This window comes from Streptomyces sp. NRRL S-350 (assembly GCF_000719705.1).
Classification (GTDB): Bacteria; Actinomycetota; Actinomycetes; order Streptomycetales; family Streptomycetaceae; genus Kitasatospora.
On the sequence record NZ_JOHO01000026.1, the window covers coordinates 40,409 to 67,386 of the forward strand.

Genomic DNA, 26,978 nt, shown 5'->3' on the forward strand with positions numbered 1-26,978 from the left:
TGAGTCGAGGTGGTGGCGCGATGACCGGTCCCGAGGTGTCGGACGGTGGCGAACAGCGGTACCGGCTGGCCGAGTTGGAGTCGGACGGGCCGGCCGTCCGGCTGGCGCCCCGGCTCGCGCAGTTCGCGGCGGTGGCCCGGCTGGAGCACGTGACGCAGGCGGCGGCGCTGCTCGGGGTGCCGCAGCCGACGCTGTCGCGCGCGGTGGCCCGGCTGGAGGAGGACCTGGGCGTGGACCTGCTGGCGCGGCAGGGCCGTACGGTCCGGCTGACCAGGGCGGGCTGGCTGCTGCTGGCCGCCGTGGAGCGGGCGCTGGCCGAGGTCGAGCGCGGCGCGCAGGCGGCCCGGGCGGAGGCGGACCCGGAGGTGGGCCTGGTGGCCTTCGGCTTCCTGCACACGATGGGTCCGGACACGGTGCCGGCCCTGCTGCGGGGCTTCCGCGCGGCGCACCCGAAGGTGCGGTTCCAGTTGGTGCAGGACTACGGCGCGGCGATGCTGGAGCGGCTGCGGGCCGGTGAGCTGGACCTGTGCCTGGTGTCGCCGCTGCCGGACGACCCGGCGTTCACGGCCCGCCCGCTGGACGAGCAGCGCCTGCACCTGGTCGTGCCGGCGGACCACCGGCTGGCCGGGCGGCGGAGGATCCGGCTGGCGGAGGTCGCCGAGGAGCCGTTCGTCGGCCTGGAGCAGGGGTACGGGCTGCGGGCGATCACGGAGGGCTTCTGCGCGGAGGCGGGTTTCGTGCCCCGGCTGGCGTTCGAGGGGGAGGAGGCGGAGACGCTGCGGGGGCTGGTGGCGGCCGGGCTGGGGGTGGCGCTGCTGCCGCCGGCCCTGGTGCCGAGGCCGGGGGTGGTGGAGCTGGAGGTGACGGCGCCGCGCACCCGGCGGGCGATCGGGGTGGCCTGGGCGGCGGGGCGGCCGCTGACCCCGCCGGCGAGGGCGTTCCGGGACTTCGTGCTGTCCCGGCGCGGGCGGCTGCTCCAGCACGACTGACGGGTGCTGCTCCAGCACGACTGACGGGTGCCGCTCGGCACGACCGGGGGTGCTGCTCCGGCAGGCCGGTGGCGTTGCTCCGCCGGGCCCCGCGGAGCCGCCCCGGGAGGTCGGCGTTTGGCGGATCGCATGGACCGGCCGGTGGAATTCCGGGTGCGGTTTGGACCATCCGGTGGTACTCCCGGTGGTAGGTCTACGCGCGTAGGGGCTATATTTCCGCAATGGAAAAGCAGATCCCCGTCACCACCGCGGGCACCGGCCCGCGCATCCCCACCGCCGACCAGATCCGCCGCGCGCCGAAGGTCCTCCTGCACGACCACCTCGACGGTGGGCTGCGCCCGGAGACCGTGGTCGAGCTGGCCGCCGCCGTCGGCTACCAGGGCCTTCCCACCACCGACCCGAAGGAGCTCGGCGAGTGGTTCCGCGAGGCCGCCGACTCCGGCTCGCTGGTCCGCTACCTGGAGACCTTCGCGCACACCTGCGCCGTGATGCAGACCCGCGAGGCCCTGATCAAGGTCGCCGCCGACTGCGCCGAGGACCTGGCCGCCGACGGCGTCGTGTACGCCGAGGTCCGCTACGCCCCCGAGCAGCACCTGGAGGCCGGCCTGACCCTCGACGAGGTCGTCGAAGCCGTCCAGGAGGGCTTCCGCCTCGGCGAGGCCAACGCCCGCGAGGCCGGCCGCCGGATCCGGGTCGGCACCCTGCTGACCGCGATGCGGCACGCCGCCCGCTCCACCGAGATCGCCGAACTGGCCAACCGCTACCGGGACCAGGGCGTCGTCGGCTTCGACATCGCGGGTGCCGAGGCCGGCTACCCCCCCACCCGCCACCAGGCCGCCTTCGACTACCTCAAGGGCGAGAACAACCACTTCACCATCCACGCGGGCGAGGCCTTCGGCCTGCCGTCGATCTGGGAGGCCCTGCAGTGCTGCGGCGCCGACCGGCTCGGCCACGGCGTGCGGATCGTCGACGACATCACGGTGGGCGAGGACGGTGCGGTCGAGCTCGGCCGGCTGGCCGCGTACGTGCGCGACAAGCGCATCCCGCTGGAGATGTGCCCGACGTCCAACATCCAGACCGGCGCGGCCACCTCGTACGCCGAGCACCCGATCGGGCTGCTCAGCCGGCTGAAGTTCCGGGTCACCGTGAACACCGACAACCGGCTGATGAGCGGCACCAGCATGAGCCAGGAGTTCGGCCACGTGGTGGAGGCCTTCGGCTACACGCTGGGGGACCTGGAGTGGTTCACCGTGAACGCGATGAAGTCCGCGTTCCTGCCCTTCGACGAGCGGCTGGCGATGATCAACGACGTGATCAAGCCGGGCTACGCCGAGCTGAAGGCGGAATGGCTGTTCAGCGCGGGTGTCGGCGGCAACTGAGCCGTGGCGCCGGGCCCGTTCCCGGGTGTCGGAGGAACGGGCCGATCGGACACGGAAGTTGGCGTTCATCGGACTACTCACTCGGGTGAGTGAACGGCCTTTGGTCCTCGCGCGACCGGCTCACTACGGTGTGCCAGTCATTGCCGACCAGGCGCGGTGGCGGCCTCCCGGTCGTCGGAACCCGTACGCGAGGCCGGCCACCGACGAGGACCCAAGGGGACGAACCATGAAGCAGGCTCTCAAGGCCGCCGGCACCGCGGCGCTCGGCATCGCCATCGCGGCGGTCGGCGCCGGCACCGCCTCCGCCGACGCCGCCCCGGCGCCCGGCGGCCTCGGACTGCCCACCGGCGCGGTGACGAACCCCGCGGTCACGGGGGCGGTCACCGACACCGCCACCAAGCTGCCCGGCGGTGACAAGGTCACCGGCACGCTCGGCAGCCTCGCGCCGTCCGTCGGCCGTGCCGCCCCGGCCGCCGCCGCCCCGATCGCCGGGGTCACCCAGCAGCGCGGCGCCGTCCCGTCCGTCCCGGGTCTCGACAAGACCCCCATCGGCGGGCTGACCGGCGCCCTGCCGGGTCTGCCGGGCCTGGGCGGCTGATCCGAGCCACCCGACACGGCGACGGGCCGCCCGCCCCCGGGATCACCGGGGGCGGGCGGCCCGTCGCCGTTCCCTCCTACGGCTCCTGGGGCAGGAGCACCCAGAGGGCGAGGTAGAGCAGGAACTGCGGGCCGGGCAGCAGGCAGGAGAGCAGGAAGATCAGGCGGACGGTCCACGGGGTCAGGCCGAAGCGGTCGGCGATCCCGGCGCAGACGCCGGCGATGACACGGTTGTGGCGGGGTCGGGCGAGGCGGGCGCTCATGATCCACTCCTGATCTGCTTCGCACGGTGGCGGCCCGGTCCGGCCGGTCCGGCGGGGTACTTCCATCCTGCTCCGCGACCGCCGGGCGGTCCTCAACCCGCGAGGTGATTCTCCGACCCCCCGGCTCACCGGCGAGGCGGAGCCGAACGTCGGGGTCGCCCTCAGGGTCACCCTGAGGAAACCGCGGAAGGCCCGCCCGGCCCCGCTCGACGGCGGGGCACGGACGGGCCTTCCGGTGCGCGTACGCGGGCGCGCGTACGGCGGGCGTGCGGCCGGTCAGCCGACCGGGTGCGGCGGCTGCGGCTGCCCGGGCTGAGCCGGCGGCGCGGGCTGCGCGTACGGGTTGTCCGCCACCGGCTGCGGCGGCAGGCCGGGCTGGTACGGCGAGCCGCCCTGCGGCGGCGCCGCCTGCGGAGCGGCCGGCGGCACGGCCGGCGGCACGGGCGCGCCCGGGTGCGGGGCGTTGGGGTTGTACGGCGGCTGCGGCGCGTTGGGGTCGTACGGAGCCTGCGGGGCGTTCGGGTTGAACGCGGCGGCCTGCGCGGCCGGCTGCCGCTTGGCCCTGCTGCGCTCGGCCATCGTCTTCACCGAGTAGACGATCATCGCGACGGGCAGGATGAACACCTTGAAGAAGAGGTAGTACGTGCCGCCCTCGAAGACGAAGGCGAGGTAGTAGGCGTACCCCAGGAAACCGAGGCCGATGAGGACGTTGAGGATCCGCAGGCCGACCTTCAGTCCGCCGCCGACGGCGCCGAGCACCACCATGAGGATGCCGCTGAGCGCCAGCAGGACGACGTACCAGGAGAACAGCGGCTCGGCGCTGAAATCGAGATTGTTCAAGGGGGGTTTCCTGTGGGAGGGAAGTGGGACGGCGGAGCCGTTCGGGGACGAGAGCGCACAGTACTGGAGGCGGCCGACATCCGTCGCGGCCTTTGTGTCACGGTGTCGTTGCGCTCTTCCCGGAAGGTGATCGACGAGGTGGGAAATGACTGGACATGAGGTGCTGCGGGTCTTTTGCGGGCCCGGCGGGGAGCACGGGAACGAGCTCGGGGTGGTGCGTGACGGGGCGTCCGTGCCGCACCGCCGGGACCGGCAGCGGATCGCGCGCGAACTCGCTTTCGGCGAGACGGTGTTCATCGACGATCCGGAGCGCGGGGAGATCGACATCTACACCCCGTCGGTGCGCCTGCCCTTCGCCGGCCACCCGTGCGTCGGGGCCGCCTGGCTGCTCGGGGTGGACCGCCTGGTCACGGCCGCCGGTGCGGTGGGCGTGCGGCGCGAGGACGGGCTGACCAGGATCGCGGCCCGGCCGGAGTGGGCCCCGGGGCGCACGCTGCGGCAGTACGGCTCGGTGGCCGAGGTGGAGGCGCTGGAGGTGCCGCCGCCGGGGGAGTGGATCTACGCCTGGGCCTGGCAGGACGAGGCGGCCGGCACCGTCCGGGCACGGGCCTTCCCCGGGCGGGGTGACGGCATCGACGAGGACGAGGCGACGGGTGCGGCCGCCCTGCTGCTGGCCGCGCGGTTCGGCCGTGCGCTGACCGTCACCCAGGGCCGGGGCTCCCGGCTGCTGGCCGGGCCGCGGCCCGACGGGCTGGTCGAGGTCGGCGGCCTGGTGGTGGCCGGGGCGGCTCAGCCCGCGGGCGGTGTCGGCTCGGCGTAGGCGCGGGGGCGGGCGGCGTGCACGCCGACCACCACGGGGACGGCGGCCAACGGGACGGTGGTCACCGGCGGGCCGGCCGGGTCGGCGGGCCCTGACGCCCGGGGGGCCGCCGGCCGACGTTCCCGCAGCAGGCGCCGCAGGCCGGGGACCAGCGTGAGGTGCACGACGGCGACGCCGATGACGGCGAACAGGATGTGGTCCACGTTGAGGACGTGCCCGGGGGCCCAGGAGGAGAGGAACTCCAGCGCGGTGCCCAGCAGCGCGCAGGCGCCGGTGGTGCGCAGGAAGGAGGGCAGCCAAGGGGCTCGCAGGCGCCCGCCGGCCAGTGGCAGCAGGATGCCGAGCGGGGCCAGCAGCAGGAGCTCGCCGGCCACCTGCCAGGCCGTGGAGGAGCGGAGTGAGGCCAGCGGCGTCAGGTTGGCGTCGTAGACCCAGGCCACCGGCAGGGGTCTGAGCACCAGCCAGAGCACCAGTGTCAGGTGGCAGGCCAGGCCCGCCAGTCCGGCCAGCCGGAGGGAACGGTGGACGACCGCCGCCGGGCTGCTTTCGGTCCCCGCGCCGGAACGCTCGTCGCGTGTCCTGGTGCCATCTCGCTGCACGGGGGGAAGGACGTGAGCCGGTGGCACGGCGGTTCCACGCTGGGCGTGAACATTCCCGGACGCGCCCCCGCCGGTTCGTCCGGCGGTTCCCCCGCCGGTTCCTCCGGCAGCTCCTCCGGCCGGTTCTTCCCGCCTCCCCGGGTTGCCGTCGCCGCAGCCCTCCGGGCCGCCCGTACGGCTACTTGCAGGGTGCGGCCGTCGGCACCGCGCTGAACACGTTGTCCGGCGGCGGGCTGCCCGGCGCCACGGGCGCGGGTGACGGGCTGGGGCTCGTGGACGCCTTGGCGGCGCCGCGGGCCGGGGTGGGCGACGGCGCGGGGCCGGGCGCGGTGGCCGGCGCGGTCGGTATGTGCGGGGTGGTCGGGCAGGCCGTCCGGCTGGCCGGGGCGCCGGCGTCGACCGGTACGGCGGTCGGCCGGATGCCGCAGCCGGAGGCCAGTGCGAGCAGGAGCAGGACGCCGCCGACGCGGCGCAGGGGGGCGGGGGCGGTCACGTGGCGTCCTTGTTCTCGGCGGCGTCGCGGGCGGGGCCGCCGGCGGTCTCGCCCGCGGACGGCGCCGGCGGGGCCAGTGGCAGTGTCAGGGTGAACACCGCGCCGACCTCACCGTTCGCCGCGGTGATCGTCCCCCCGTGTATCCGGGCGTTGGCCATCGCGATCGACAGGCCCAGACCGCTGCCCTCCGAGCGGGCGCGGCCCCGGTCCGCCTTGTAGAAGCGGTCGAAGACGTGCGGCAGCACGTCCTCGGGGATGCCCGGGCCGCTGTCGGAGACCTCGACCACGACCGAGTCCTCGGTCTGCCGGACCTTGACCCGCACCGGCGAGCCGCCGTGCTTGAGCGCGTTGCCGATCAGGTTGGCGAAGACCACGTCGAGCCGGCGCGGGTCGACCACGGCCAGGACGCCGCGCGGGGCGTCCAGCTCGACGGCGTCGTACCAGGCCCGCCCGTCGATGCAGGACATGATCAGGTCGGCGATGTCCACCTCGTCGGCGACGAGTTTGGCGGTGCCCGCGTCGAAGCGGGTCACCTCCATCAGGTTCTCCACCAGGTCGGACAGCCGCCGGGTCTCGCTGACCACGAGCCGGACGGCCGGCTCGATCATCGGGTCCAGCGACTCGGCCTCGTCCTCCAGGATGTCGGTGACGGCGGTCATCGCGGTCAGCGGGGTGCGCAGTTCGTGCGACATGTCGGCGACGAACCGCCGGCTCTGTGCCTCGCGTGCGCTGAGCTCCTCGACCTGCTCGTGCAGCGACTCCGCGGCCCGGTTGAACGTCCTCGCCAGATCGGCGAGTTCGTCGGAGCCGTCGACTTCGAGCCGGGTGTCCAGGTGCCCCTGCCCGAGCCGCCGGGCGGCGTCGCCGAGCCGCCTGACCGGCCGCAGCACGGTGGCCGAGGCGGCCTGGGCGAGCAGGGCCGAGCCGATCAGCGCGAGCAGGGTCGCGATGGCCAGCGACATGGCCAGCGTGTTGAGGTCGGCCCGCTCGTTCTCCAGCGACTTGAACATGTACGCCGTCGGGCCGTTCGGCACCACCTTGGTGCCGCCGATCACGAACGGCCGGCCGTCCAGGTTCTGCCGCTGCCAGTACAGGTGGTACGGGTACGGGTTGTTCTCGGTGATCTCGCGCGGCTTGGCGACGGTGGACTGCAGCGCGGTCGGCACGTCGGCCAGCGTGAAGCGCGAGGGGTCGGAGGAAGGCGCGCACTCCGGGTGTGCCGGGTCGACCACCACCACGTCGTAACTCAGGCCCGAGCTGGCCACGTTGGACGCCAGCGCGGCAAGCTCCGGGCAACTCGCGTTCAACGGCAGCTCGGAGACGTTGCGGCTGAGTGAGACCCGGAAGTCGTTCAGCGCGGTGTCCTGGGCACGCTTGAGCACGGCGTCGCGGTTCAGCCAGTACGCGATGCCGGAGGCCGAGACGGCGGCGAGCAGCGCGACCGCCGCGAACACCGCGATCAGCCGCACCCGCAGGGAGCGCAGCCGTCGCCACCGGCCCGCCGGGAAGCGCCGGGCAGTCGTCTGATGGTCAGTCACAAGAGCCTGTCGTGATACGGGAGTTCAGCGCCGGCAAGGGAAAGGGAAGAGAAGCGGAGGACGGTGGGAACGGTGGGAGGGGCCGGGTCAGATCGGCGGGTCCAGCCGGTAGCCCACCCCGCGCACGGTGCGGATCAGCGTCGGCGCGGACGGCACGTCCTCGACCTTGGCCCGCAGCCGCTGCACGCAGGCGTCCACCAGCCGGGAGTCACCGAGGTAGTCGTGCTCCCAGACCAGCCGCAGCAGCTGCTGGCGGGAGAGCGCCTGCCCGGGGCGGCGGCTGAGTTCCAACAGCAGTCGCAGCTCGGTCGGGGTGAGCTGGAGGTCCTGCCCGTCCTTGGTGACGGTCATCGCCGCCCGGTCGATCACCACGCTGCCGTACGCGGAGGAGTCGGAGCTCTCCCGCTCGCCGCGCCGCAGCACCGCCCGGATCCGGGCGTCCAGCACGCGTGGCTGCACCGGCTTGACCACGTAGTCGTCCGCGCCGGACTCCAGACCCACCACCACGTCGATGTCGTCGGAGCGGGCGGTCAGCAGGATGATCGGCAGCTGGTCGGTGCGGCGGATCCGGCGGCACACCTCGAAGCCGTCGATCCCGGGCAGCATGACGTCCAGCACGATCAGATCGGGCCGCTGCTCCTTGAAGAGCCTCAGACCGTCTTCGCCGGAGGCGGCGGTGGCCACACGGTGGCCCTGGCGGGTGAGGGCGAGTTCGAGGCCGGTCCGGATGGCGTCGTCGTCCTCGATCAGTAGGAGGAAAGGCACGGCCCCATTTTGGCCCACCCGCAGCGTCGAATCACCCCCCGGCCCACTCACGGCCGTTCGGGAACCGGAAGGACCGCCACCGGCGTCCGGTACGGAGGGAGGCGGACCGGGACGAAAGGCCCACCCCTGTGACACCCCTGTGACAGTCGGCGGACAGTGCCATCACAACCGGCGGGCAGGATTTTCCGTGTCGCCGCAGGACGGCGGGCCGGAAGGCCTGCCGGAGGGCGGCTACCGGAACCGCTCGTACCGACCCAGGGGGCGCACGATGAACGCCACGCTTCAGACCCGGACCAACCCGGCTGTCCGGACCGCGCGTTCGTCAGCCACGGCCCACCGGACCCGGTACGAGATCAGGACCGACGAGAACTCCGGTGCCGTGACCGTACGGGGGTGCGCGCACAGCACCGGTGGAAACCCTGTCGCCCGCCGGGTGAGCGGCGGTGCCAGGACGGGGGAGCTGTACGGAATCGGCCGGCTGGGGAGTGCGGTCGACTCCGCCGACACCCTCACGCTGCGGGGGATCCTCCCCGTCCGCGTCGAGGGCAAGGACGCCCCGGAGGGGAACCGGGGGACCGGGGGGAACGGCCTGCGGACGGTCGGCTCGGGGGAGCCGGCCGGTCGCGAGGCCGCCGGTGCGACGCTGCTGCGGCTGAACCCCGCAGCGGCCCGCACCGCCGAGGCCGGACAGGGAGGCGCGCAGGGGGAGCACTCGGCCGCCGCGGAGGACCACATCACGGAGTTCACCGCGTACGTGCGCGAGCGCCGCGCCTCCCTGTACGCCACGGCGTACCACCTCACCGGTGACCGCTACGAGGCCGAGGACCTGCTGCAGAGCGCGCTCTTCAGCACCTACCGCGCCTGGGGCCGGATCACCGACAAGGCGGCGGTCGGGGGCTACCTCCGCCGCACCATGACCAACCTGCACATCTCCGCCTGGCGGCGCCGCAAGGTCAACGAGTACCCGACCGAGGAGCTGCCGGAGACGGCCGGCGACACCGACGCGATGGGCGGCACCGAGCTGCGCACCGTGCTCTGGCAGGCGCTGGCGAAGCTGCCGGAGAACCAGCGGACCATGCTGGTGCTGCGGTACTACGAGGGCAAGACCGACCCGGAGATCGCCGACGTGCTGGGGATCAGCGTCGGCACGGTCAAGAGCAGCATCTGGCGTGCCCTGCGCCGCCTGCGCGACGACGAGCACCTGAACAAGTCGGGCGACACCGTCCGGGCGTTCGGCGAGCTGGTCGCGTAACGCGGCACGCAGGGGAAGGACTCCCGTCGGGGGACGGGAAGCGGACGGTCACGGTCCGGGGGCGGCGGCTCGGGGGAGCGCGCCCGTGGGGGAGCCGAGGACCGTTCGGGAAGGCGACGGCCCGGTGCGGGGGAGACGCACCGGGCTCGTCGTTCTGCCCTTCCGGCCGCCCTTGCGGGCCGTTCGGCGCGCCCTGCCGCCCTACGGCCTCAGGCCGCGGCGGAGAGCACGGTCGGCCGGGCCGCGGCACGGATCCGCCGCTCGGCCTCCGGGCCGGCGCACGCGTACGAGCCGAGCGCGACCTGCCGCCCGACGATGGACCGCTCCGCCCGCATCAGCCGCAGGCCCCGGCGCAGCAGCACCGGCAGCGACTTGCGGCCCTCCCGGACGTCCCGGCGCAGCCGGCGCCAGGCCGTGGTGAGCGCGCCGTTGCGCAGGCACAGGGCGTCGCCGAGCAGGCCCTCCTCGGTGCACGCGCCGGTGATCTCGGCCGCGAAGATGCCCTCCGCGATGAACGCCTCGGCGCCGCCGAGGTCCAGGGTGCGGGTGTCGATCCGGCCGTTGTCCGGGATGGAGTACACCGGGACGTCCGTGCGGCCGTGCTCGTGCAGGGCGCGGATGGCGGCGAGGGCCTGGTCGCGGTGCCAGGCGAGCGGGGAGTCCCAGTCGACGGCGCCGTCCGGCAGCCTCGGCAGGGTGGGGTCGTCCCCGTCCTTGTAGAAGTCGTCGAGCTGGAGCACCGGCAGGCCGCTGCGCTCGGCGAGCGAGGACTTCCCCGACCCGGAGGGCCCGGAGAGCAGGATCACCCGGGCGTGCGAGGTCGGTGCGGGGTTCATGGGGGAGTCACTCACGGGACACCAGTCTGACGCATCAGGGCCCGTTGCCGAAACCGGTCGGGACGGACCTTCTGCGGCGATCCGGGCTGCGACCGCGATCTGTCGCACCGGGTGACGGAATCCGACGGAAGTCGACGGAACGCGACGGACCCGCGCCAGGGGGGGAGAGGCGCGGGTCCGTCCAATGACCGTCCGGGCCCTGGGGGGGGTAGGGCACTGGGGACGGCCAGTCTGTGGGGTTGTCACTCCACCGTCCGGTCTGTCGGGCGGAGCGGTGGAGCGGGTGGAGCGTCGAAGGGTCAGATACCCATCGGGTGCCAGACCGTCTTCGTCTCCAGGAACGAGAGTAGCCGGTCCGTACCGGGCGCATTGGTCCAGTCCTGGGCGAACGGGTCCAGCACCGGACGGACCACCCTCTTCAGGGTATCCGCGGCGGCCGCTTCCAGCGCCTGCGCCGCGCCGGGACCGTCGGCGGCGATCGCCCCGGTGAGGTCCAGCGCGTTGACGTCCTGGTGCGAGGCCAGGGTGGGGGCGATGTCCGCGGTCCGGCCCGAGACGATGTTGACCACGCCGCCCGGGACGTCCGAGGTGGCGAGCACCTCGCCCAGCGACAGCGCGGGCAGCGGGGCGTCCGCGGCGGCCGCGACCACGACCGTGTTGCCGGTGGCGATCGCCGGGGCGATCACCGAGACCAGGCCGAGCAGCGAGTGCCCGTAGCCGGCCTGCGGGGCGACGATCCCGACCACGCCGGTCGGCTCCGGGGCCGACAGGTTGAAGTACGGACCGGCGACGGGGTTGGCACCGCCCGCGATCTGGGCGACCTTGTCCGTCCAGCCCGCGTACCAGACCCAGCGGTCGATCGCGGCGTCCACCAGCGCGGCGGCCTTCTTCGGGCCGATGCCCTCGGAGGCGGCCACCTCGGCGGCGAACTGCTCGCGCCGGCCCTGCAGCATCTCGGCGACCCGGTACAGCACCTGGCCGCGGTTGTACGCGGTGGTGCCGGCCCAGCCCTTGACCGCCGCGCGGGCCGCCAGCACGGCGTCCCGGGTGTCCTTGCGGGTGCCCAGCGGGGCGTTGGCGAGCCACTGGCCGTTCGAGTCGGTCACCTCGTACACCCGCCCGCTCTCGGAGCGCGGGAACTTCCCGCCGACGTACAGCTTGTAGGTCTTGAGGACGTCAAGACGCGCGAAGGTCGTGTCAGACATCGAGGTAGGCCTCCAGACCGTGGCGGCCACCTTCGCGGCCGTAGCCCGACTCCTTGTAGCCGCCGAACGGCGAGGTCGGGTCGAACTTGTTGAAGGTGTTGGCCCAGACCACGCCGGCCTTGAGCTTGTCGGCCGCCCAGAGGATGCGCGAGCCCTTTTCCGTCCAGATGCCGGCGGAGAGGCCGTACGGGGTGTTGTTGGCCTTCTCGATCGCCTCGGCGGGGGTGCGGAAGGTCAGCACCGAAAGCACCGGGCCGAAGATCTCCTCCTGGGCGATCCGGTGGGCCTGGCTGACGCCGGTGAACAGGGTCGGCCGGAACCAGAAGCCGCTGCCGGGGAGTTCGCACTCCGGCGACCAGCGGTCCGCGCCCTCGGCCTCGCCGGCGTCGGTCAGCTCGGTGATCCGGGCCAGCTGCGCGGCCGAGTTGATGGCGCCGATGTCGGTGTTCTTGTCCAGCGGGTCGCCGACCCGCAGGGTGGCCATCCGGCGCTTCAGGGCGTCCAGCAGCTCGTCCTGGACCGACTCCTGGACCAGCAGGCGCGAGCCCGCGCAGCAGACGTGGCCCTGGTTGAAGAAGATGCCGTTGACGATGCCCTCGACGGCCTGGTCGATCGGCGCGTCGTCGAAGACGATGTTGGCGGCCTTGCCGCCGAGCTCCAGCGACAGCCGCTTGCGGCTGCCGGCCAGCTGCTTGGCGATCGCCCGGCCGACCGGGGTGGAGCCGGTGAAGGCGACTTTGTTGACGTCCGGGTGCGCGGTCAGCGCGGCGCCGGTGCGGCCGTCGCCGGTGACGATGTTGACGACGCCCTTCGGCAGACCGGCCTGGCGGCAGATCTCGGCGAAGCGCAGCGCCGTCAGCGGCGTGGTCTCGGCCGGCTTCAGCACGACCGTGTTGCCGGTCGCCAGCGCGGGCGCGATCTTCCAGGCCAGCATCATCAGCGGGAAGTTCCACGGGATGACCTGGCCGGCCACGCCGAGCGGGCGCGGGTTGGCGCCGAAGCCCGCGTAGTCCAGCTTGTCCGCCCAGCCCGCGTAGTAGAAGAACCACGCGGCGACGGTCGGGATGTCGAAGTCGCGGGTCTCGCGGATCGGCTTGCCGTTGTCGATCGACTCCAGCACGGCCAGCTCGCGGCCGCGCTCCTGGATGATCCGGGCGATCCGGAACATGTACTTGGCGCGCTCGCTGCCGGGCAGCGCCGACCAGTCGCCGAACGCCTTGCGGGCGGCGGCGACCGCGCGGTCCACGTCCTCGTCGGTGCCCTGGGCGAACTCGGCGAGCACCTGCTCGGTGGCCGGGTTGACCGTCTTCAGGGCCTCGCTGCCGGAGGAGTCGACGAACTCGCCGCCGATGAAGTGGCCGTAGGAGGAGGCGATGTCGCCCGCGGCGGCGGGGGACTCGGGGGCCGGGGCGTAGGTGAAGAGGCCTCCGGCGGGCTTGCCCGTCGGCTCCTCGATGTTCTTCTTCTTGGCCATGGTGATCAGTCCACCGTCACGTAGTCGGGGCCGGAGTAGCGGCCGGTGGCGAGCTTCTGGCGCTGCATCAGCAGGTCGTTGAGCAGGCTGGAGGCGCCGAAGCGGAACCAGTGCGGGGTCAGCCAGTCGTCGCCGAGGGTCTCGTTGACCATGACCAGGTACTTCATGGCGTCCTTGGTGGTCTTGATGCCACCGGCGGGCTTCACGCCGACCTGGACGCCGGTGGCCGCGCGGAAGTCGCGGACCGCCTCCAGCATCAGCAGGGTGACCGGCGGCGTCGCGTTGACGGCGACCTTGCCGGTGGAGGTCTTGATGAAGTCGGCGCCGGCCAGCATCGCCAGCCAGGAGACCCGGCGGACGTTGTCGTAGGTCTGCAGCTCGCCGGTCTCGAAGATCACCTTGAGGTGGGCGGAGCTGCCATCGGGACGCTTGCACGCCTCCTTGACGGCCACGATCTCGTTGAAGACGTCGAGGTAGCGGCCGGAGAGGAAGGCGCCGCGGTCGATCACCATGTCGATCTCATCGGCGCCCGCGGCGACCGCGTCGGCGGTGTCGGCGAGCTTGACCGGGAGGGCGGCACGGCCGGCCGGGAAGGCGGTGGCCACCGAGGCGACCTGGATGTCGGTGCCCCGCAGGGCGGCCTTCGCGGTGGCGACCATGTCCGGGTAGACACAGATGGCGGCGACGCGGGGGGTGGTCGGGTCGGTCGGGTCGGGGGTCCTGCCCTTGGCGCACAGTGCGCGCACCTTGCCGACCGTGTCCGCGCCCTCCAGCGTGGTCAGGTCGATCATCGAGATCGCCAGGTCGATGGCATAGGCCTTCGCCGTGGTCTTGATCGAGCGGGTACCGAGGGTGGCGGCACGCGCCTCAAGGCCGACCTGGTCGACGCCGGGCAGGCCGTGCAGGAAGCGGCGGAGCGAGGCCTCGGACGCCGCAACGTCCTGAAGGCCGCTGCCCGCAACGCCGGGGGCATTGGCTGCAACAGTGGACATAGTCACCAGACCAGCATATCTACGCGCGTAGTAGTGCGCCAGGGTGGCGGCCTTTCGTGGCCGGACCGAGACCTCGGGGGGAAAGCCATGGGGCAGAATCGAGGCCATGACCGATTCCGACGGCAGGCCCGACCGGGGCCCCGCCGCCCCCGACGGGGAACCCGAGTACGCGGACCGCGTGTACCGCTCCGTTCCCGGCGTGATCTCCGGAGTGCTCCTGCTGGCCGTCGCCGCCTGGCTGATCGGCGACGCGGCGGTGACCGGGACCGGGAAGACCCCCTACGTCTCGCTCGCCGCGGTGCCGGTGTTCGCCTTCCCGGTGATCGCCTACACGCTGCGCCCGGAGGTACGGGCCGGCCGCGGCCGGCTGGTGGTGCGCAATCCGTGGCGGACCATCGTCGCGCCGTGGGCCTCGGTGGAGGGGCTGCGCGCCGGCTACTCGGTCGAACTGTTCGCCGGCGGCCGCAAGTACCAGGTGTGGGCGGTGCCCGTCTCGCTGCGCCAGCGCAAGCGCGCCGCCCGCGCGCAGGGCCGCGGCAGCGCCGAGCACGCCTCCCGGACGGGCCTGGGGCCGGGCCTCGCCGCCCGTACCAACCCGGTCGTCCAGGGCTCGTCCGACCCGACCCGCGCCTGGTCCGACCAGGTCACCGACGTGCTGCAGGGGATGGCCGAGCGCAACGCCGCCCGCCCCGACGCGGCCGGCCCGGTCGTGGTGCGCTGGTGCTGGTGGGTGATCGCCCCCACCCTGGTGGGCCTGATCGCGCTGATCACGGTCATCGCGGTCTGACGCCGCCCGACGACGCGCGAGGGCCCGCCGGTTCGCCGCCGGCGGGCCCTCGCGCGTTGCTGGGCGGGGGTCAGACGGTGATGCCGGCCGCCGCGGCGAGGTCCTGCTTGACGGTGGCGAGGAGGGCGGCGGCCCGGTCGCGGGTGGCGGCCAGGTCGGCTGCGGAGGCGACCGGGAGAACGACCTCCAGGTAGCACTTGAGCTTGGGCTCGGTGCCGGAGGGGCGGACCACGATGCGGGCCGAGCGGACGCCCTCGCCCGCCAGGTAGTACCGCAGGCCGTCGGTGGGCGGCAGGTCGTCGGAGCCGGCCGCGAGGTCGTCGGCGCGGGTGACGGCCAGGCCGGCCAGGACGGTCGGCGGCTGCTCGCGCAGGCGGCGCATGGCGTCGCCGATCAGCGAGAGGTCCTGGACCCGGACGGAGAGCTGGTCGGTGGCGTGCAGGCCGTGCTCCAGCGCCAGGTCGTCCAGCAGGTCGGACAGGGTGCGGCCGGACCGCTTGAGGGTGGCGGCGAGCTCGGCGACCAGCAGGGCGGCGGTGATGCCGTCCTTGTCCCGGACGCCCTGCGGGTCGACGCAGTAGCCGAGCGCCTCCTCGTAGCCGTAGCGCAGGCCGTCGGCGCGGGAGATCCACTTGAAGCCGGTCAGCGTCTCGGCGTAGCCCAGGCCCGCCGCCTCGGCGATCCGGCCCAGCAGCGTCGCGGAGACGATGGTGGTGGCGAAGGTGCCCTCGGCCTTCTTCGCGACCAGGGCGGAGCCGAGCAGGGCGCCGACCTCGTCGCCGCGCAGCATCCGCCAGCCCGAGCTGCCGTTGCCGCTGCCGACCGCGTTGCCGTTGGTGGGGACGGCCACCGCGCAGCGGTCGGCGTCCGGGTCGTTGGCGATCACGATGTCGGGGCCGACCGCGGCGGCGGTGCGGAAGGCGAGGTCCATCGCCCCCGGCTCCTCCGGGTTGGGGAAGGCCACGGTCGGGAAGTCCGGGTCCGGCTCGGCCTGTTCGGCGACCACGGTCGGCGCGGGGAAGCCGGCCCGGCGGAAGGCGGCGACGAGGGTGTCGCGGCCGACGCCGTGCATCGGGGTGTAGACGACGTCGAGCTCGCGCGGGGTGTGCTCGTCGACGATGGAGACGGCCCGGGCCAGGTAGGCGTCGACGACGTCCTCGCCGAGCACCTCCCAGCCGTCCTCGGCGCGCGGGACCTCCGCCAGCGAGGCGATCGCGTCGATCTCGGCGGCGATCCCGGCGTCGGCCGGCGGGACGATCTGCGAGCCGTCGCCCAGATAGACCTTGTAGCCGTTGTCCTGCGGCGGGTTGTGGCTGGCGGTGACGGTGACGCCGGCGGCCGCGCCCAGGTGGCGGACGGCGAACGCGAGCACCGGCGTGGGCAGCGGGCGGGGCAGCAGGGCGGCGCGCAGGCCGGCGCCGACCACCACGGCGGCGGTGTCGCGGGCGAAGTCGTACGACTTGTGCCGGGCGTCGTAGCCGATGACGACCAGGTCGCCCAGGCCCTGCTTCCGGACGTACGCGACCAGGCCGGCGGCGGCCCGGATCACCACGGCGCGGTTCATCCGCATCGGGCCGGCGCCGAGTTCGCCGCGCAGGCCGGCGGTGCCGAACTGGAGGCGGTCGGAGAAGCGCTCGGCGAGCTCCGCCCAGGCGGTCTTGCTGTCCGATTCGGCGTCCGGGCCCTCGGCCCGGGCCAGCAGGGCGGTGAGCTCCTCGCGGGTCTGCGGGTCGGGGTCCTCGGCCAGCCAGGCCCTGGCCCGGGTGAGGAGGTCGGTGGTGGGTGCCTGCGTCATCCCAACTCCTTGCGTGGTTGCCCCGGGTACGGGTCAGGGCGTCTGGACGGGTGGTTCTCACTGTGTCGCCTCGGCGGCGTCGTGGCGTTGCCGAGGCGTGCCGCCGGGCCGGCGGGGGGTCGGGTCCGCGGAGCCGGTGGGCGGCCGCGGGCCGGGACCGCCGCCCCGGCCGGCGATCCTCGTGGGCGGCCGGCCGTGGAGCGGACGCGTCCGCTCGGGAGGGAGGGCGGCCGGGGCTCCGGGCGCGGTGCGGTCAAGGCTGCCGGCTCCGTCCCGAGGCGGTGGGCGGCACGCGGACGGGGCCCGCGGGCGGGTGTGATCAGCGGATCACTGTTTCCCGCGGGCCCCGTCGCTCATGCGTGTGGGCGTCAGATCCGTTCGAGGACCTTCGCCAGCAGCTCGCCCATGCGCTCGGCGGAGGCCTTGCCGGCCTCCAGCACCTCGGCGTGGTTGAGCGGCTCGCCGGTGATGCCGGCGGCCAGGTTGGTGACCAGGGAGATGCCCAGCACCTCGGCGCCGGCCTCGCGGGCGGCGATGGCCTCCAGGGTGGTGGACATGCCGACCAGCTCGCCGCCGATCACCCGGGCCATGTTGACCTCGGCCGGGGTCTCGTAGTGCGGGCCGCGGAACTGCACGTAGACGGCCTCGTCCAGGGACGGATCCACCTCGCGGCAGAGCGCGCGCAGGCGCTTGGAGTAGAGGTCGGTGAGGTCGACGAAGTTGGCGCCGACGATCGGGGAGTCCGCGGTCAGGTTGATGTGGTCGCTGATCAGGACCGGCTGGCCCGGGGTCCAGCCCTGGCGCAGGCCGCCGCAGCCGTTGGTCAGCACGATGATGCCGCAGCCGGCCGCGGCGGCGGTGCGCACGCCGTGGACGACGGTCGCCACGCCGTGGCCCTCGTAGTAGTGGTTGCGGCCGAGGAAGATCAGGGCGCGCTTGTCGCCGATCTTCACCGAGCGGATCGTGCCGGCGTGGCCGGCGACGGCGGGGGCGGGGAAGCCGGGCAGGTCGGTGACCGGGAACTCGGCCACGGTCTCGCCCAGGGCGTCGGCGGCCGGCACCCAGCCGGAGCCCATCACCAGGGCGACGTCGTGCCGCTCGGCACCGGTCAGCTCGCGCAGGCGCTCGGCGGCGGCCTGGGCGGCGGCGTAGGGGTCGGCGGAGACGACCGACTGAGGAGAAGCGTTCACGGGTCCGAGGATAGACGGGAATCGGCTACGCGCGTAGAAAATCGGGCGCGGCATGCCGGAATCGTTACCCGGTTGACCCGAAAGCACAGCTCGGTGGCGCTTTTCGGGTGACCCGGCTCGTCGTTTTCCACACATTCGGAGCCTCGCGCCTCCCGCCCGTCCCGGGTACCCGCACCGCGTGCGGGCCCGCCGCCGGTCGGGCGTCCGGTCCGGCGGCCGGCCGGGCGGGCAGCCGGGCGGGCAGCCGGGCGGTCGGTCGGTCGGGTGTCAGCAGGGACGGCGGCGCAGGTCCATGACGTAGTCGTGCGGGGCGCCGGCGCTCTCGGCCGCGTCGGCGATCAGGCCGAGGTAGCGGGCCGCGGGCAGGCCGCCCTCGTAGTCGTTCAGCACGTACGTCCAGACCGAGATGGAGCCGTCCAGGGTCTGCGCGCGCAGCTTGATCTTGCGGTAGATGCCGAGCTGGACGCCCTCCCAGCGGTCCAGGCCGTCCTCGTCCATCGGCGAGACGTCGTACAGCGAGACGAAGACCTGGTCCTTCTCGTCCTCGACGACGGTGGCCAGCGAGCCCTCCCAGCCGAGCTGCTCGCCACCGAAGGTGAGCCGCCAGCCGTCCAGCCACCCCGTACCGCGCAGCGGGGAGTGCGGGGCGCGGCGGGTCATCTGCCGGGCATCGAGGTTGGTGGCATACGCGGCGTAAAGGGGCATGGGGGCCAGCGTAGCCGGGCGGCGGGTGGCGGGAGTTCGGAGCCCGCCCCCGGATTTCGCACACGAGCGCGGACCCCGGCGTGGCGGCGCTCCCGGCGTGCGGGACAATGGGGAGCGTGACTCGGATCGTGATCATCGGTGGCGGACCCGGCGGCTACGAGGCGGCCCTGGTCGCCGCACAGCTCGGCGCGGAGGTGACCGTCGTCGACCGCGACGGTCTTGGCGGATCGGCGGTGCTCACGGACTGCGTTCCGTCGAAGACCCTGATCGCGACCGCGGAGGTGATGACGACCTTCGACAGCTCCTACGAGGAACTGGGCATCCTGGTCGCGGACGACACCCCGCCGAACGAGCAGGCCGCCCGCGTCATCGGCGTGGACCTGGGCAAGGTCAACCGACGGGTGAAGCGGCTCGCGATCGCGCAGTCCCACGACATCACCCAGTCCGTCACCCGGGCCGGCGTCACCGTGCTGCGCGGCCGCGGCCGGCTCGGCAGCGGCGGGCAGGCCGCGGACGGCTCCCGCGAGGTCCTGGTGGACGCCCCCGACGGCACCGTCCAGTCGCTGCGCGCCGACGCGGTGCTGATCGCCACCGGCGCCCACCCGCGCGAACTGCCGGACGCCCAGCCGGACGGCGAGCGGATCCTGACCTGGACCCAGGTGTACGACCTGGAGGAGCTGCCCCGCGAGCTGATCGTGGTCGGCTCCGGCGTGACCGGCGCCGAGTTCGCCGGCGCGTACCAGGCGATCGGCTCCAAGGTCACCCTGGTCTCCTCGCGCGACCGGGTGCTGCCGGGCGAGGACCCGGACGCGGCCGAGGTGCTGGAGGACGTCTTCCGCCGCCGCGGCATGAACGTGATGGGCCGCTCGCGCGCCGAGAGCGTCAAGCGGATCGGCGACCGGGTCGAGGTGACCCTGGCGGACGGCAAGGTGATCGAGGGCTCGCACTGCCTGATGGCGGTCGGCTCGATCCCCAACACCGCCGAGATGGGCCTGGAGGAGGCCGGGGTCAAGCTCAACGACTGGGGCCAGATCCAGGTCGACCGGGTCTCCCGCACCACCGCCCCGGGCGTCTACGCGGCGGGCGACTGCACCGGCGTCTTCATGCTCGCCTCGGTGGCGGCCATGCAGGGCCGGATCGCGATGTACCACGCCCTCGGCGACGCGGTGCAGCCGCTGAACCTCAAGACCGTGGCCTCCAACGTCTTCACCGACCCGGAGATCGCCACCGTCGGCTACACCGCGGCCGACGTGGAGTGCGGCAAGATGGACGCCGTCGTGGTCAAGCTCCCGCTGCGCGGCAACCCGCGGGCGAAGATGCAGGGCATCCGGGACGGCTTCGTGAAGCTGTTCTGCCGCCCGGGCACCGGCATCGTGGTCGGCGGCGTGGTCGTCGCCCCGCGCGCCAGCGAACTGATCCACCCCATCTCGCTCGCGGTGGACGCCAATCTGACGGTCGAACAGGTGGCCAGCGCCTTCACCGTCTACCCGTCCGTCTCGGGTTCGACCGCCGAGGCGGCCCGGCAGCTGCACATCCGCAAGCGGGCCGACGGCGAATCCTGAGCGCCCGGCGCGCAGTTGAGGGGCGGCTGCCGGTCGGCGGCCGCCCCTCGCGCGCACGGGCCCTCACCCGGACGGCGGGCGCAGTTCCGGGCTATTGACGGCGCGTATTGTACGGTCACGCGCCGCTCGTGCGTGAGCAATTCCCGCTACTAGCTGGAAACGCCTGAAAGCAGACGGTCACGCAGGTTACGGTCGGTTCTGTGTTTGCAGCAGAACGTCGCCAGTTGATCCTCGAAATGGTGCGCGCCAACGGAGCGGTCTCGCTCCGGGAGTTGGCCCGCGTCGTCCAGACCTCCGAAGTGACCGTGCGTCGTGACGTGCGCGCCCTGGAGGCAGAAGGGCTCCTCGACCGCCGGCACGGCGGCGCGGTGCTCCCCGGCGGCTTCAGCCGCGAACCCGGTTACCCGCAGAAGACCCACTTGGCCGCGGCGGAGAAGAGCGCCATCGCGGACCTCGCCGCCGCCCTCGTGGAGGAGGGCGACGCGGTCGTGGTCGGCGCCGGGACCACCACCCAGGAGCTGGCCCGCCGGCTGGCCCGGGTGCCCGGCCTGACCGTCGTCACCAACTCGCTGCTGGTCGCCCAGGCGCTGGCGCACGCCAACCGGGTCGAGGTGGTGATGACCGGCGGCACCCTGCGCGGGTCCAACTACGCGCTGGTGGGCAGCGGCGCCGAGCAGTCGCTGCAGGGGTTGCGGGTCACCAAGGCCTTCATCTCCGGCAGCGGACTGACCGCCGAACGCGGCCTGTCGACCGCGAACATGCTGTCCGCGAGCGTGGACCGGGCACTGGTGCAGTCGGCCGCCGAGGTCATCGTCCTCGCCGACCACACCAAGCTCGGCACGGACAGCATGTTCCCGACCGTCGCCACCGAGACCATCACCCGGCTGGTCACCGACGAGCAGGCCACCGCGGACGACGCCACCGCCCGGGAGCTGGACGCGCTCGCCGACTGCGGGGTGCAGATCGACCTGGCGCCGCTCGGCGCGGCCCCCAGCGGCGACGCCCCGGTGCACGGCACCGGCAGCGGCCCGGTGCACCAGACCCAGCCCGGCCCGATGGGCCGCCGCACCGCACCGCCCCCCGGCGGCGCCCCGCTGCCCGGCCAGCGCCGCCCCGGGGCGCACGGCGGCCCGGGCGGCCCCGGGATGCCCGTCCGGCTGGCCGAGCTGGGCCTGCAGCGGGGGCGCTGAGCAGCCGCCGCCACGGCCCGCACCCGGCCGGTACGAAAGCGACCGGTCCGCACACCCCGAAGGGCGTACGGACCGGTCGGGGCCCGACGGGGCGGGTCAGTCCTTGATCTCGCAGAGCGCGGCGCCGCTGCTGACGCTGCCGCCCACCGCGGCCTTGAGGCCGACGACGGTGCCCGCCTTGTGGGCGTTCAGCGGCTGCTCCATCTTCATCGCCTCCAGGACCACGATCAGCTCGCCCTCGGCGACGACCTGGCCCTCCTCCACGGCGACCTTGACGATGGTGCCCTGCATCGGCGAGGCCAGGGTGTCACCGCTGACGGCGGAGCCGGCCTTCTTGGCGCCCACCCGGCGCTTGGCCTTGGCGGCACCCGCCGCGCCGGCCGCCGGGGCCGCCGCGACGCCCAGCGAGGACGGCAGCGACACCTCGATCCGCTTGCCGCCGACCTCGACCACGACGGTCTCCCGGCCCTCGGCCTCCTCGCCGTCGCCGGCCGCGCCCGCGAACGGCGGGATGGTGTTGTTGAACTCGGTCTCGATCCACCGGGTGAACACGGTGAACGGCTCGTCGCTGCCGTGCACCTCGGGCGCGAACGCCGGGTCGGTGACGACCGCCTGGTGGAACGGGATGGCGGTGGCCATGCCCTCCACCTTGAACTCGGAGAGCGCGCGGCGGGCCCGCTCCAGGGCCTGCTTGCGGTCGCGGCCGGTGACGACCAGCTTGGCCAGCAGCGAGTCCCAGGCGGGGCCGATGACCGAGCCGCTCTCCACGCCGGAGTCCAGGCGCACGCCCGGGCCGGACGGCGGGGCGAACAGCGTCACGGTGCCGGGCGCGGGCAGGAAGCCCCGGCCCGGGTCCTCGCCGTTGATGCGGAACTCGAAGGAGTGGCCGCGCACCTCGGGGTCGCCGTAGCCGAGCTCCTCGCCGTCGGCGATCCGGAACATCTCGCGGACCAGGTCGAGGCCGGTGACCTCCTCGGTGACCGGGTGCTCGACCTGCAGGCGGGTGTTGACCTCCAGGAAGGAGATCGTGCCGTCCATCGCCACCAGGAACTCGCAGGTCCCGGCGCCCTCGTAGCCGGCCTCCTTCAGGATGGCCTTGGACGCCCGGTACAGCTCGGCGTTCTGCTCGGGGGTCAGGAACGGCGCGGGCGCCTCCTCGACCAGCTTCTGGTGCCGGCGCTGCAGCGAGCAGTCACGGGTGGAGACGACCACCACGTTGCCGTGCTTGTCGGCCAGGCACTGGGTCTCCACGTGCCGCGGGTTGTCGAGGTACCGCTCCACGAAGCACTCCCCGCGACCGAAGGCGGCGACCGCCTCGCGCACCGCGGAGTCGTACAGCTCCGGGATCTCCTCCAGGTTGCGGGCGACCTTGAGGCCGCGGCCGCCGCCGCCGAAGGCCGCCTTGATGGCGACCGGCAGGCCGTGCTCCCGGGCGAAGGCGACGACCTCGTCGGCGCCCGAGACCGGGTCCGGCGTGCCGGCGACCAGCGGGGCACCGGCGCGCTGCGCCACGTGCCGGGCGGTCACCTTGTCGCCGAGGTCGCGGATGGCCTGCGGCGGCGGGCCGATCCAGATCAGACCCGCGTCGAGGACGGCCTGGGCGAAGTCGGCGTTCTCCGACAGGAACCCGTAGCCGGGGTGGACGGCGTCGGCACCGGAGTCGGCGGCCGCCTTGAGGACCTTGGCGATGTCCAGGTAGCTGGTAGCGGGGGTGTCACCGCCCAGCGCGTAAGCCTCGTCGGCCGCGCGGACGTGCAGCGCATCCCGGTCCGGCTCGGCGTAGACGGCGACGCTGGCGATACCGGCGTCCGAGCAGGCCCGGGCGACGCGGACTGCGATTTCCCCGCGGTTGGCGATGAGCACCTTGCGCACTGTGGCTCCCTTCTTGAACCTCGATGAGTTTATGGATTCCCGGGCAGTACCGGCGAGTAGCCCCGGGTTGTGAACTATCCCACACGCTCGGTGATGGAATTCCGGGCCCCCGTCCGGCCCCGTCGAAGACTGCGCAGGTCGTGGCGGGCGGGGCCGGGACGGCGGGGGCCACGGCGGGTGACCGAGGGCGGCGTGGCGGGACGGTGGCATGGGCCACACTCTCGCGCGGACGGCTCAAGCGGCGCCTGAGCGGGCGGTGGGCCGCCGCACCGCCCCCGCCGTGACGTCGGCCGCCACCTCGACCATGTCCGGCCCGTAGGCCTTGGGCTTGACCACCCGCAGGACCACCGCGAAGGTGCCGTTGCGGCCGTACTCGCGGGCGAGTTCGCGGTGGTGCGCGACCAGGTGGCGCACGCCCGCCTGGTTGGCGGTGCCGGTCTGGCCGGAGACGAGGAAGACGGGACGGCCGCCGTCCGGGGTGGCGATCCTGGCCAGCAGGGTGTGCACCTGGTCGTGGTCGGCCGTGAAGTCGCGCTCGCCCACCGTGATGACGTTGCTGCCCGGCTCGGCGCCGGAGGCGATCAGTGCGCCCGGCAGGCCCCAGGCGAGGTGGGCGGCCGTCCGCTCGTTGCTGACCGGGCCGCCGATGCAGAACTCGGTCTTGGCACCGAGGCCCCGGTTCGCCGAGTCGTGCGCGACGATCTCGGCCCTGGCCCCGCAGTTCTCGACCAGCCCGGCCAGCGACATCAGCGCGTAGGCGTCCCGGCGGGTGACGGTGCCGGCGTCCGAGCCCGCGCCGATGCTGCGGGGCACCACGACCAGGCACTCCCCGCCGGCCGGCAGCCCGAAGAACTCCCGGACCCGCTCGGCCTTGCGGCGCCGCCGCACGGCCTGGGCGAGCCAGCCGAGTCCGGCGCTGATGGCGCTGGCCACCAGGCCCAGCACCACGTTGAGCACGCTGTCGGTCATTGCCGCGTTCCCTCCCCGGTTCGGACGGCGGCCAGCTTAGAGGCCCAACGGGTGGACGCGGCAGGTCACTTGGCCCACAGGTCGGTGATCCGCAGGTCGAGTTCGGCGAGCAGGCGGCGCAGCAGCGGCAGGGAGAGGCCGATGACGTTGCCCGGATCCCCGTCGATGCCGTCGACGAACGGCGCCGAGCGGCCGTCCAGGGTGAACGCCCCGGCCACGTGCAGCGGTTCGCCGGAGGCCACGTAGGCGGCGATCTCGTCGTCGTCCGGGGTGCCGAAGCGGACGGTGGTGGAGGCGGTGGCCGAGGCCTGCCGGCCGGTCGCCGTGTCGATCACGCAGTGGCCGGTGCGCAGCACGCCGGCGCGGCCGCGCATCGACTGCCAGCGGGCCAGTGCCTCGGCGGCGTCGGCGGGCTTGCCGAGGGCCTGCCCGTCCAGTTCCAGGACGGAGTCGCAGCCGATGACCAGCTCGCCGCCGGCGAGTCCGGCGGCGACGGCCTTCGCCTTGGCCTCGGCCAGGACGAGGGCGAGTTCGGCGGGGGTGGCGGCGGTGATCGCGTCCTCGTCGACGCCGCTGACCACGACGCGGGGGTCGAGCCCGGCCTGGCGCAGCAGGCCGAGGCGGGCGGGGGAGGCGGAGGCGAGGACGAGGGTGCGCTGGTCGGTCATGGCCACCAGGGTAGGGGGTGCCGTTGTCCGCCGTTCGGGTGAACGGGTCAGGTGAACGACAGGGAGACCATGATCAGGACGGCGCCCACCAGCACCAGGGTGGCGAGCACCCTTCCGGCCCGCTGCATCCGCTCCTGCATCCGACGGGCCTCGGGCGAGGGCTCGTCGCGGGGGTCTGACCAGAGCACTCGTCCAGGGTGCGCCGCGCGGGGGCCCGGCCGCCTGAGTATCCGTACTCAGGTTTCGGGCGGTCCGGGCGCGGCCACGGCAACGGCGCGGGAAGTCGGACGGGCCGACTTCCCGCGCCGGCTGCGTCAGCGCGCCCAGCCCGACGTCCGCCAGGCGTTGACGCCCGGGTGGACGGCGGGGCGGAGCAGGCGGGAGCGGTCGTTCCAGGGGGAGGCCGGGCCGGCGCCGGCCCGGCGCGCCGCCTCGGCGGCGGCCTGCGCGGCGGCGGCCCGGGCTTGGACCACCGCCAGGACGGTGGCCAACTCCTCGGGGGTCGGCTGCCCGTGCAGCACGTGGATCGGGGACATGGCTGTTCTCTCCCGACAGGGATGGGGGCCTACAGGGGGATGTTGCCGTGCTTCTTCGGCGGGAGCACCTCGCGCTTGCCGCGCAGCGCCCGCAGGCCCCGGACGATGTGCCGGCGGGTCTCGCTCGGCGCGATGACCGCGTCGACGTAGCCCCGCTCGGCCGCCAGGTACGGGTTCAGCAGGGTGTCCTCGTACGAGGCGACCAGTTCGGCGCGCTTCGCGTCGGCGTGGCCGGCCGCCTCGGCCTCGGCGATCTCCCGGCGGTGCAGGATGTTGACCGCGCCCTGCGCGCCCATCACGGCGATCTGCGCCGTCGGCCAGGCCAGGTTGAGGTCCGCGCCCAGGTGCTTGGAGCCCATGACGTCGTACGCGCCGCCGAAGGCCTTGCGGGTGATCACGGTGATCAGCGGGACGGTGGCCTCGGCGTAGGCGTAGATCAGCTTGGCGCCGCGGCGGATGATGCCGTCCCACTCCTGCTCGGTGCCGGGCAGGAAGCCGGGCACGTCCACGAAGGTCAGCACCGGGATGTTGAAGGAGTCGCAGGTCCGGATGAAGCGGGCGGCCTTCTCGCTGGCGTTGATGTCGAGGCAGCCCGCCAGGTCCATCGGCTGGTTGCCGACGATGCCGACCGACTGGCCCTCGACCCGGCCGAAGCCGGTGATGATGTTGCCCGCGTACAGCGGCTGCGTCTCCAGGAACTCGCCGTCGTCGACGATGTGCTCGATCACCTTGTGCATGTCGTACGGCTGGTTCGCCGAGTCCGGCACGATCGTGTCGAGTTCGAGGTCCTCGTCGGTGACCGCGAGGTCGGCCTGCTCCGGGTAGGACGGCGGGTCGCTCAGGTTGTTGGACGGCAGGTACGAGAGCAGGCTCTTGACGTACTCGACCGCCTCCTTCTCGTCCGCGGCCAGGTAGTGCGCGTTGCCGGACTTGGTGTTGTGGGTGCGCGCGCCGCCCAGTTCCTCCATGCCGACGTCCTCGCCGGTGACGGTCTTGATGACGTCCGGGCCGGTGATGAACATGTGCGAGGTCTGGTCGGCCATCACCACGAAGTCGGTGATCGCGGGGGAGTACACCGCGCCGCCCGCGCAGGGGCCCATGATCAGCGAGATCTGCGGGATGACGCCCGACGCGTGCACGTTGCGGCGGAAGATCTCGCCGTACAGGCCGAGCGAGACGACGCCCTCCTGGATCCGGGCGCCGCCGGAGTCGTTGATGCCGATGACGGGGCAGCCGGTCTTCAGCGCGAAGTCCATCACCTTGACGATCTTCTCGCCGAAGACCTCGCCGAGGGAGCCGCCGAAGACGGTGAAGTCCTGGGCGAACACGGCCACCTGACGGCCGTCGACGGTGCCGTAGCCGGTCACCACGCCGTCGCCGTACGGGCGGTTCCGTTCCTGGCCGAAGTTGGTCGAGCGGTGCCGGGCGAACTCGTCGAACTCCACGAAGGAGTCCTCGTCCAGCAGTTCCACGACGCGCTCGCGGGCGGTCAGCTTGCCCTTGGCGTGCTGCTTCTCGACCGCCTTGGCGGAGCCGGAGTGCACCGCCTCGTCCAGCCTGCGCCGCAGGTCGGCGAGCTTGCCCGCGGTGGTGTGGGGGTCGTACGGCGCCTCGGTCATCCGGTGGCTCTCCCTGATCCTGGGCCGCGACCTGTTCGAGTGC

27 protein-coding genes are annotated in these 26,978 nt (G+C 73.5%); 8 read left to right on the forward strand and 19 right to left on the reverse strand.

All coding sequences use genetic code 11. The annotated features are described in order from the left end of the window. The first annotated feature begins 20 nt into the window (after positions 1-20). The 3 genes from IF30_RS0122980 (at position 21) to IF30_RS41815 (ending at position 2,966) form a co-directional block, all read left to right on the forward strand. Positions 21-989, forward strand: coding sequence for a LysR family transcriptional regulator (locus IF30_RS0122980; RefSeq protein ID WP_078891609.1), 969 nt, complete (start codon positions 21-23; stop codon positions 987-989). A gap of 221 nt (positions 990-1,210) precedes the next feature. After that, entirely contained in the window at positions 1,211-2,368 is a 1,158-nt protein-coding gene (locus IF30_RS0122985) for an adenosine deaminase (RefSeq protein ID WP_030241578.1), read from the forward strand. A gap of 226 nt (positions 2,369-2,594) precedes the next feature. Then, positions 2,595-2,966, forward strand: a complete 372-nt coding sequence (locus IF30_RS41815; protein WP_051710881.1) for a hypothetical protein — start codon at positions 2,595-2,597, stop codon at positions 2,964-2,966. Between the two features lie 76 nt (positions 2,967-3,042). Here IF30_RS41815 and IF30_RS0122995 read toward each other — a convergent pair whose 3' ends face one another. Further along, entirely contained in the window at positions 3,043-3,228 is a 186-nt protein-coding gene (locus IF30_RS0122995) for a PspC domain-containing protein (protein ID WP_030241583.1), read from the reverse strand. Between the two features lie 276 nt (positions 3,229-3,504). Beyond that, the gene (locus tag IF30_RS43825; RefSeq protein WP_051710883.1) at positions 3,505-4,068 is read right to left on the reverse strand and encodes a hypothetical protein; all 564 of its coding nucleotides are present in this window, start codon (positions 4,066-4,068) and stop codon (positions 3,505-3,507) included. A 145-nt stretch (positions 4,069-4,213) separates the two neighbouring features. Here IF30_RS43825 and IF30_RS0123005 point away from each other — a divergent pair, with 145 nt between their 5' ends. Further along, positions 4,214-4,888: a PhzF family phenazine biosynthesis protein gene (locus IF30_RS0123005; protein WP_051710886.1), complete on the forward strand. Its 675-nt coding sequence runs from the start codon at positions 4,214-4,216 to the stop codon at positions 4,886-4,888. On the opposite strand, the gene IF30_RS41820 is transcribed toward IF30_RS0123005, so the two are convergent. From IF30_RS41820 to IF30_RS0123025, 4 genes are all read right to left on the reverse strand, one after another. Continuing rightward, positions 4,858-5,487 carry a VanZ family protein gene (locus IF30_RS41820; RefSeq protein ID WP_051710888.1) on the reverse strand — a complete coding sequence of 210 codons (630 nt, stop codon included), beginning with the start codon at positions 5,485-5,487 and terminating at the stop codon, positions 4,858-4,860. The genes IF30_RS0123005 and IF30_RS41820 overlap by 31 nt on opposite strands. A gap of 178 nt (positions 5,488-5,665) precedes the next feature. Then, positions 5,666-5,980, reverse strand: a complete 315-nt coding sequence (locus tag IF30_RS0123015; protein WP_030241593.1) for a hypothetical protein — start codon at positions 5,978-5,980, stop codon at positions 5,666-5,668. Next, positions 5,977-7,518, reverse strand: a complete 1,542-nt coding sequence (locus IF30_RS0123020) for a sensor histidine kinase (RefSeq protein ID WP_051710890.1) — start codon at positions 7,516-7,518, stop codon at positions 5,977-5,979. The genes IF30_RS0123015 and IF30_RS0123020 overlap by 4 nt, the downstream gene beginning before the upstream one ends. 87 nt (positions 7,519-7,605) lie before the next feature. Continuing rightward, positions 7,606-8,283, reverse strand: coding sequence for a response regulator transcription factor (locus tag IF30_RS0123025; protein WP_030241600.1), 678 nt, complete (start codon positions 8,281-8,283; stop codon positions 7,606-7,608). 268 nt (positions 8,284-8,551) lie between these two features. Between IF30_RS0123025 and IF30_RS0123030 the strand changes: the two genes are divergently transcribed. Then, complete coding sequence (locus tag IF30_RS0123030; protein WP_420791153.1) at positions 8,552-9,535, forward strand: SigE family RNA polymerase sigma factor; 984 nt, start codon at positions 8,552-8,554, stop codon at positions 9,533-9,535. Positions 9,536-9,744: 209 nt separating this feature from the next. Here the strand turns inward: IF30_RS0123030 and IF30_RS0123035 are convergent, their stop codons facing one another. From IF30_RS0123035 to deoC, 4 genes are all read right to left on the reverse strand, one after another. Next, a complete protein-coding gene (locus IF30_RS0123035) occupies positions 9,745-10,386 on the reverse strand; it encodes an ATP-binding protein (RefSeq protein ID WP_078891611.1) in 642 nt (213 codons plus the stop codon). A 284-nt stretch (positions 10,387-10,670) separates the two neighbouring features. Continuing rightward, positions 10,671-11,576: an aldehyde dehydrogenase family protein gene (locus tag IF30_RS0123040; RefSeq protein ID WP_030241608.1), complete on the reverse strand. Its 906-nt coding sequence runs from the start codon at positions 11,574-11,576 to the stop codon at positions 10,671-10,673. Continuing rightward, on the reverse strand, positions 11,569-13,050 hold the full coding sequence (locus IF30_RS0123045) for an aldehyde dehydrogenase family protein (RefSeq protein ID WP_051710892.1): 1,482 nt from the start codon (positions 13,048-13,050) through the stop codon (positions 11,569-11,571). Before IF30_RS0123045 ends, IF30_RS0123040 begins: the two co-directional genes overlap by 8 nt. Positions 13,051-13,055: 5 nt before the next feature. Further along, positions 13,056-14,042 carry a deoxyribose-phosphate aldolase gene (gene deoC, locus IF30_RS0123050; protein ID WP_030241613.1) on the reverse strand — a complete coding sequence of 329 codons (987 nt, stop codon included), beginning with the start codon at positions 14,040-14,042 and terminating at the stop codon, positions 13,056-13,058. A 106-nt stretch (positions 14,043-14,148) separates the two neighbouring features. On the opposite strand from deoC, the gene IF30_RS0123055 reads away from it, so the two are divergent. Further along, positions 14,149-14,829 (forward strand): PH domain-containing protein, encoded by a 681-nt coding sequence (locus IF30_RS0123055; protein ID WP_030241616.1) that lies wholly within the window; start codon positions 14,149-14,151, stop codon positions 14,827-14,829. 70 nt (positions 14,830-14,899) lie between these two features. Here IF30_RS0123055 and IF30_RS0123060 read toward each other — a convergent pair whose 3' ends face one another. The 3 genes from IF30_RS0123060 to IF30_RS0123070 form a co-directional block, all read right to left on the reverse strand. Then, positions 14,900-16,624: a phospho-sugar mutase gene (locus IF30_RS0123060; protein ID WP_030241619.1), complete on the reverse strand. Its 1,725-nt coding sequence runs from the start codon at positions 16,622-16,624 to the stop codon at positions 14,900-14,902. 368 nt (positions 16,625-16,992) lie between these two features. Continuing rightward, a complete protein-coding gene (locus IF30_RS0123065; protein WP_030241621.1) occupies positions 16,993-17,814 on the reverse strand; it encodes a purine-nucleoside phosphorylase in 822 nt (273 codons plus the stop codon). Between the two features lie 267 nt (positions 17,815-18,081). Then, positions 18,082-18,519 carry a gamma-glutamylcyclotransferase gene (locus tag IF30_RS0123070; protein WP_030241624.1) on the reverse strand — a complete coding sequence of 146 codons (438 nt, stop codon included), beginning with the start codon at positions 18,517-18,519 and terminating at the stop codon, positions 18,082-18,084. A gap of 107 nt (positions 18,520-18,626) precedes the next feature. Here IF30_RS0123070 and IF30_RS0123075 point away from each other — a divergent pair, with 107 nt between their 5' ends. Next, a complete protein-coding gene (locus IF30_RS0123075; protein WP_030241626.1) occupies positions 18,627-20,081 on the forward strand; it encodes an NAD(P)H-quinone dehydrogenase in 1,455 nt (484 codons plus the stop codon). Between the two features lie 236 nt (positions 20,082-20,317). Further along, complete coding sequence (locus IF30_RS0123080) at positions 20,318-21,271, forward strand: DeoR/GlpR family DNA-binding transcription regulator (protein WP_030241627.1); 954 nt, start codon at positions 20,318-20,320, stop codon at positions 21,269-21,271. A 96-nt stretch (positions 21,272-21,367) separates the two neighbouring features. Here the strand turns inward: IF30_RS0123080 and IF30_RS0123085 are convergent, their stop codons facing one another. The 6 genes from IF30_RS0123085 to IF30_RS0123110 all read right to left on the reverse strand — a co-directional run bounded on the left by IF30_RS0123085 (position 21,368) and on the right by IF30_RS0123110 (position 26,935). Then, positions 21,368-23,143, reverse strand: a complete 1,776-nt coding sequence (locus IF30_RS0123085) for an acetyl/propionyl/methylcrotonyl-CoA carboxylase subunit alpha (protein WP_030241630.1) — start codon at positions 23,141-23,143, stop codon at positions 21,368-21,370. Positions 23,144-23,377: 234 nt separating this feature from the next. Next, positions 23,378-24,112 (reverse strand): hypothetical protein, encoded by a 735-nt coding sequence (locus IF30_RS0123090; RefSeq protein WP_030241632.1) that lies wholly within the window; start codon positions 24,110-24,112, stop codon positions 23,378-23,380. 65 nt (positions 24,113-24,177) lie between these two features. After that, complete coding sequence (locus tag IF30_RS0123095) at positions 24,178-24,780, reverse strand: nucleoside triphosphate pyrophosphatase (RefSeq protein ID WP_030241635.1); 603 nt, start codon at positions 24,778-24,780, stop codon at positions 24,178-24,180. Between the two features lie 47 nt (positions 24,781-24,827). Next, a complete protein-coding gene (gene mmpB, locus IF30_RS48740) occupies positions 24,828-24,968 on the reverse strand; it encodes a morphogenic membrane protein MmpB (RefSeq protein WP_199807911.1) in 141 nt (46 codons plus the stop codon). A gap of 126 nt (positions 24,969-25,094) precedes the next feature. After that, a complete protein-coding gene (locus tag IF30_RS0123105; RefSeq protein ID WP_030241637.1) occupies positions 25,095-25,316 on the reverse strand; it encodes an acyl-CoA carboxylase epsilon subunit in 222 nt (73 codons plus the stop codon). A gap of 29 nt (positions 25,317-25,345) precedes the next feature. Beyond that, positions 25,346-26,935: an acyl-CoA carboxylase subunit beta gene (locus tag IF30_RS0123110; RefSeq protein ID WP_030241639.1), complete on the reverse strand. Its 1,590-nt coding sequence runs from the start codon at positions 26,933-26,935 to the stop codon at positions 25,346-25,348. Between the last annotated feature and the right edge of the window lie 43 nt (positions 26,936-26,978).

Excerpts from the sequence above, each read along its gene's own strand:
- IF30_RS0123030 (WP_420791153.1), top strand. The coding sequence starts at position 8,552 with ATGAACGCCACGCTTCAGACCCGGACCAACCCGGCTGTCCGGACCGCG.
- deoC (WP_030241613.1), bottom strand. The coding sequence starts at position 14,042 with ATGTCCACTGTTGCAGCCAATGCCCCCGGCGTTGCGGGCAGCGGCCTT.
- IF30_RS0123080 (WP_030241627.1), top strand. The coding sequence starts at position 20,318 with ATGGTGCGCGCCAACGGAGCGGTCTCGCTCCGGGAGTTGGCCCGCGTC.
- IF30_RS0123095 (WP_030241635.1), bottom strand. The coding sequence starts at position 24,780 with ATGACCGACCAGCGCACCCTCGTCCTCGCCTCCGCCTCCCCCGCCCGC.
- IF30_RS0122995 (WP_030241583.1), bottom strand. The coding sequence starts at position 3,228 with ATGAGCGCCCGCCTCGCCCGACCCCGCCACAACCGTGTCATCGCCGGC.
- IF30_RS0123005 (WP_051710886.1), top strand. The coding sequence starts at position 4,214 with ATGACTGGACATGAGGTGCTGCGGGTCTTTTGCGGGCCCGGCGGGGAG.
- IF30_RS0122985 (WP_030241578.1), top strand. The coding sequence starts at position 1,211 with ATGGAAAAGCAGATCCCCGTCACCACCGCGGGCACCGGCCCGCGCATC.
- IF30_RS0123045 (WP_051710892.1), bottom strand. The coding sequence starts at position 13,050 with ATGGCCAAGAAGAAGAACATCGAGGAGCCGACGGGCAAGCCCGCCGGA.
- IF30_RS0123040 (WP_030241608.1), bottom strand. The coding sequence starts at position 11,576 with ATGTCTGACACGACCTTCGCGCGTCTTGACGTCCTCAAGACCTACAAG.
- IF30_RS0122980 (WP_078891609.1), top strand. The coding sequence starts at position 21 with ATGACCGGTCCCGAGGTGTCGGACGGTGGCGAACAGCGGTACCGGCTG.
- IF30_RS0123055 (WP_030241616.1), top strand. The coding sequence starts at position 14,149 with ATGACCGATTCCGACGGCAGGCCCGACCGGGGCCCCGCCGCCCCCGAC.
- IF30_RS0123105 (WP_030241637.1), bottom strand. The coding sequence starts at position 25,316 with ATGTCCCCGATCCACGTGCTGCACGGGCAGCCGACCCCCGAGGAGTTG.
- IF30_RS0123110 (WP_030241639.1), bottom strand. The coding sequence starts at position 26,935 with ATGACCGAGGCGCCGTACGACCCCCACACCACCGCGGGCAAGCTCGCC.
- IF30_RS41815 (WP_051710881.1), top strand. The coding sequence starts at position 2,595 with ATGAAGCAGGCTCTCAAGGCCGCCGGCACCGCGGCGCTCGGCATCGCC.
- IF30_RS0123090 (WP_030241632.1), bottom strand. The coding sequence starts at position 24,112 with ATGACCGACAGCGTGCTCAACGTGGTGCTGGGCCTGGTGGCCAGCGCC.
- IF30_RS0123060 (WP_030241619.1), bottom strand. The coding sequence starts at position 16,624 with ATGACGCAGGCACCCACCACCGACCTCCTCACCCGGGCCAGGGCCTGG.
- IF30_RS0123075 (WP_030241626.1), top strand. The coding sequence starts at position 18,627 with ATGGGGAGCGTGACTCGGATCGTGATCATCGGTGGCGGACCCGGCGGC.
- IF30_RS0123070 (WP_030241624.1), bottom strand. The coding sequence starts at position 18,519 with ATGCCCCTTTACGCCGCGTATGCCACCAACCTCGATGCCCGGCAGATG.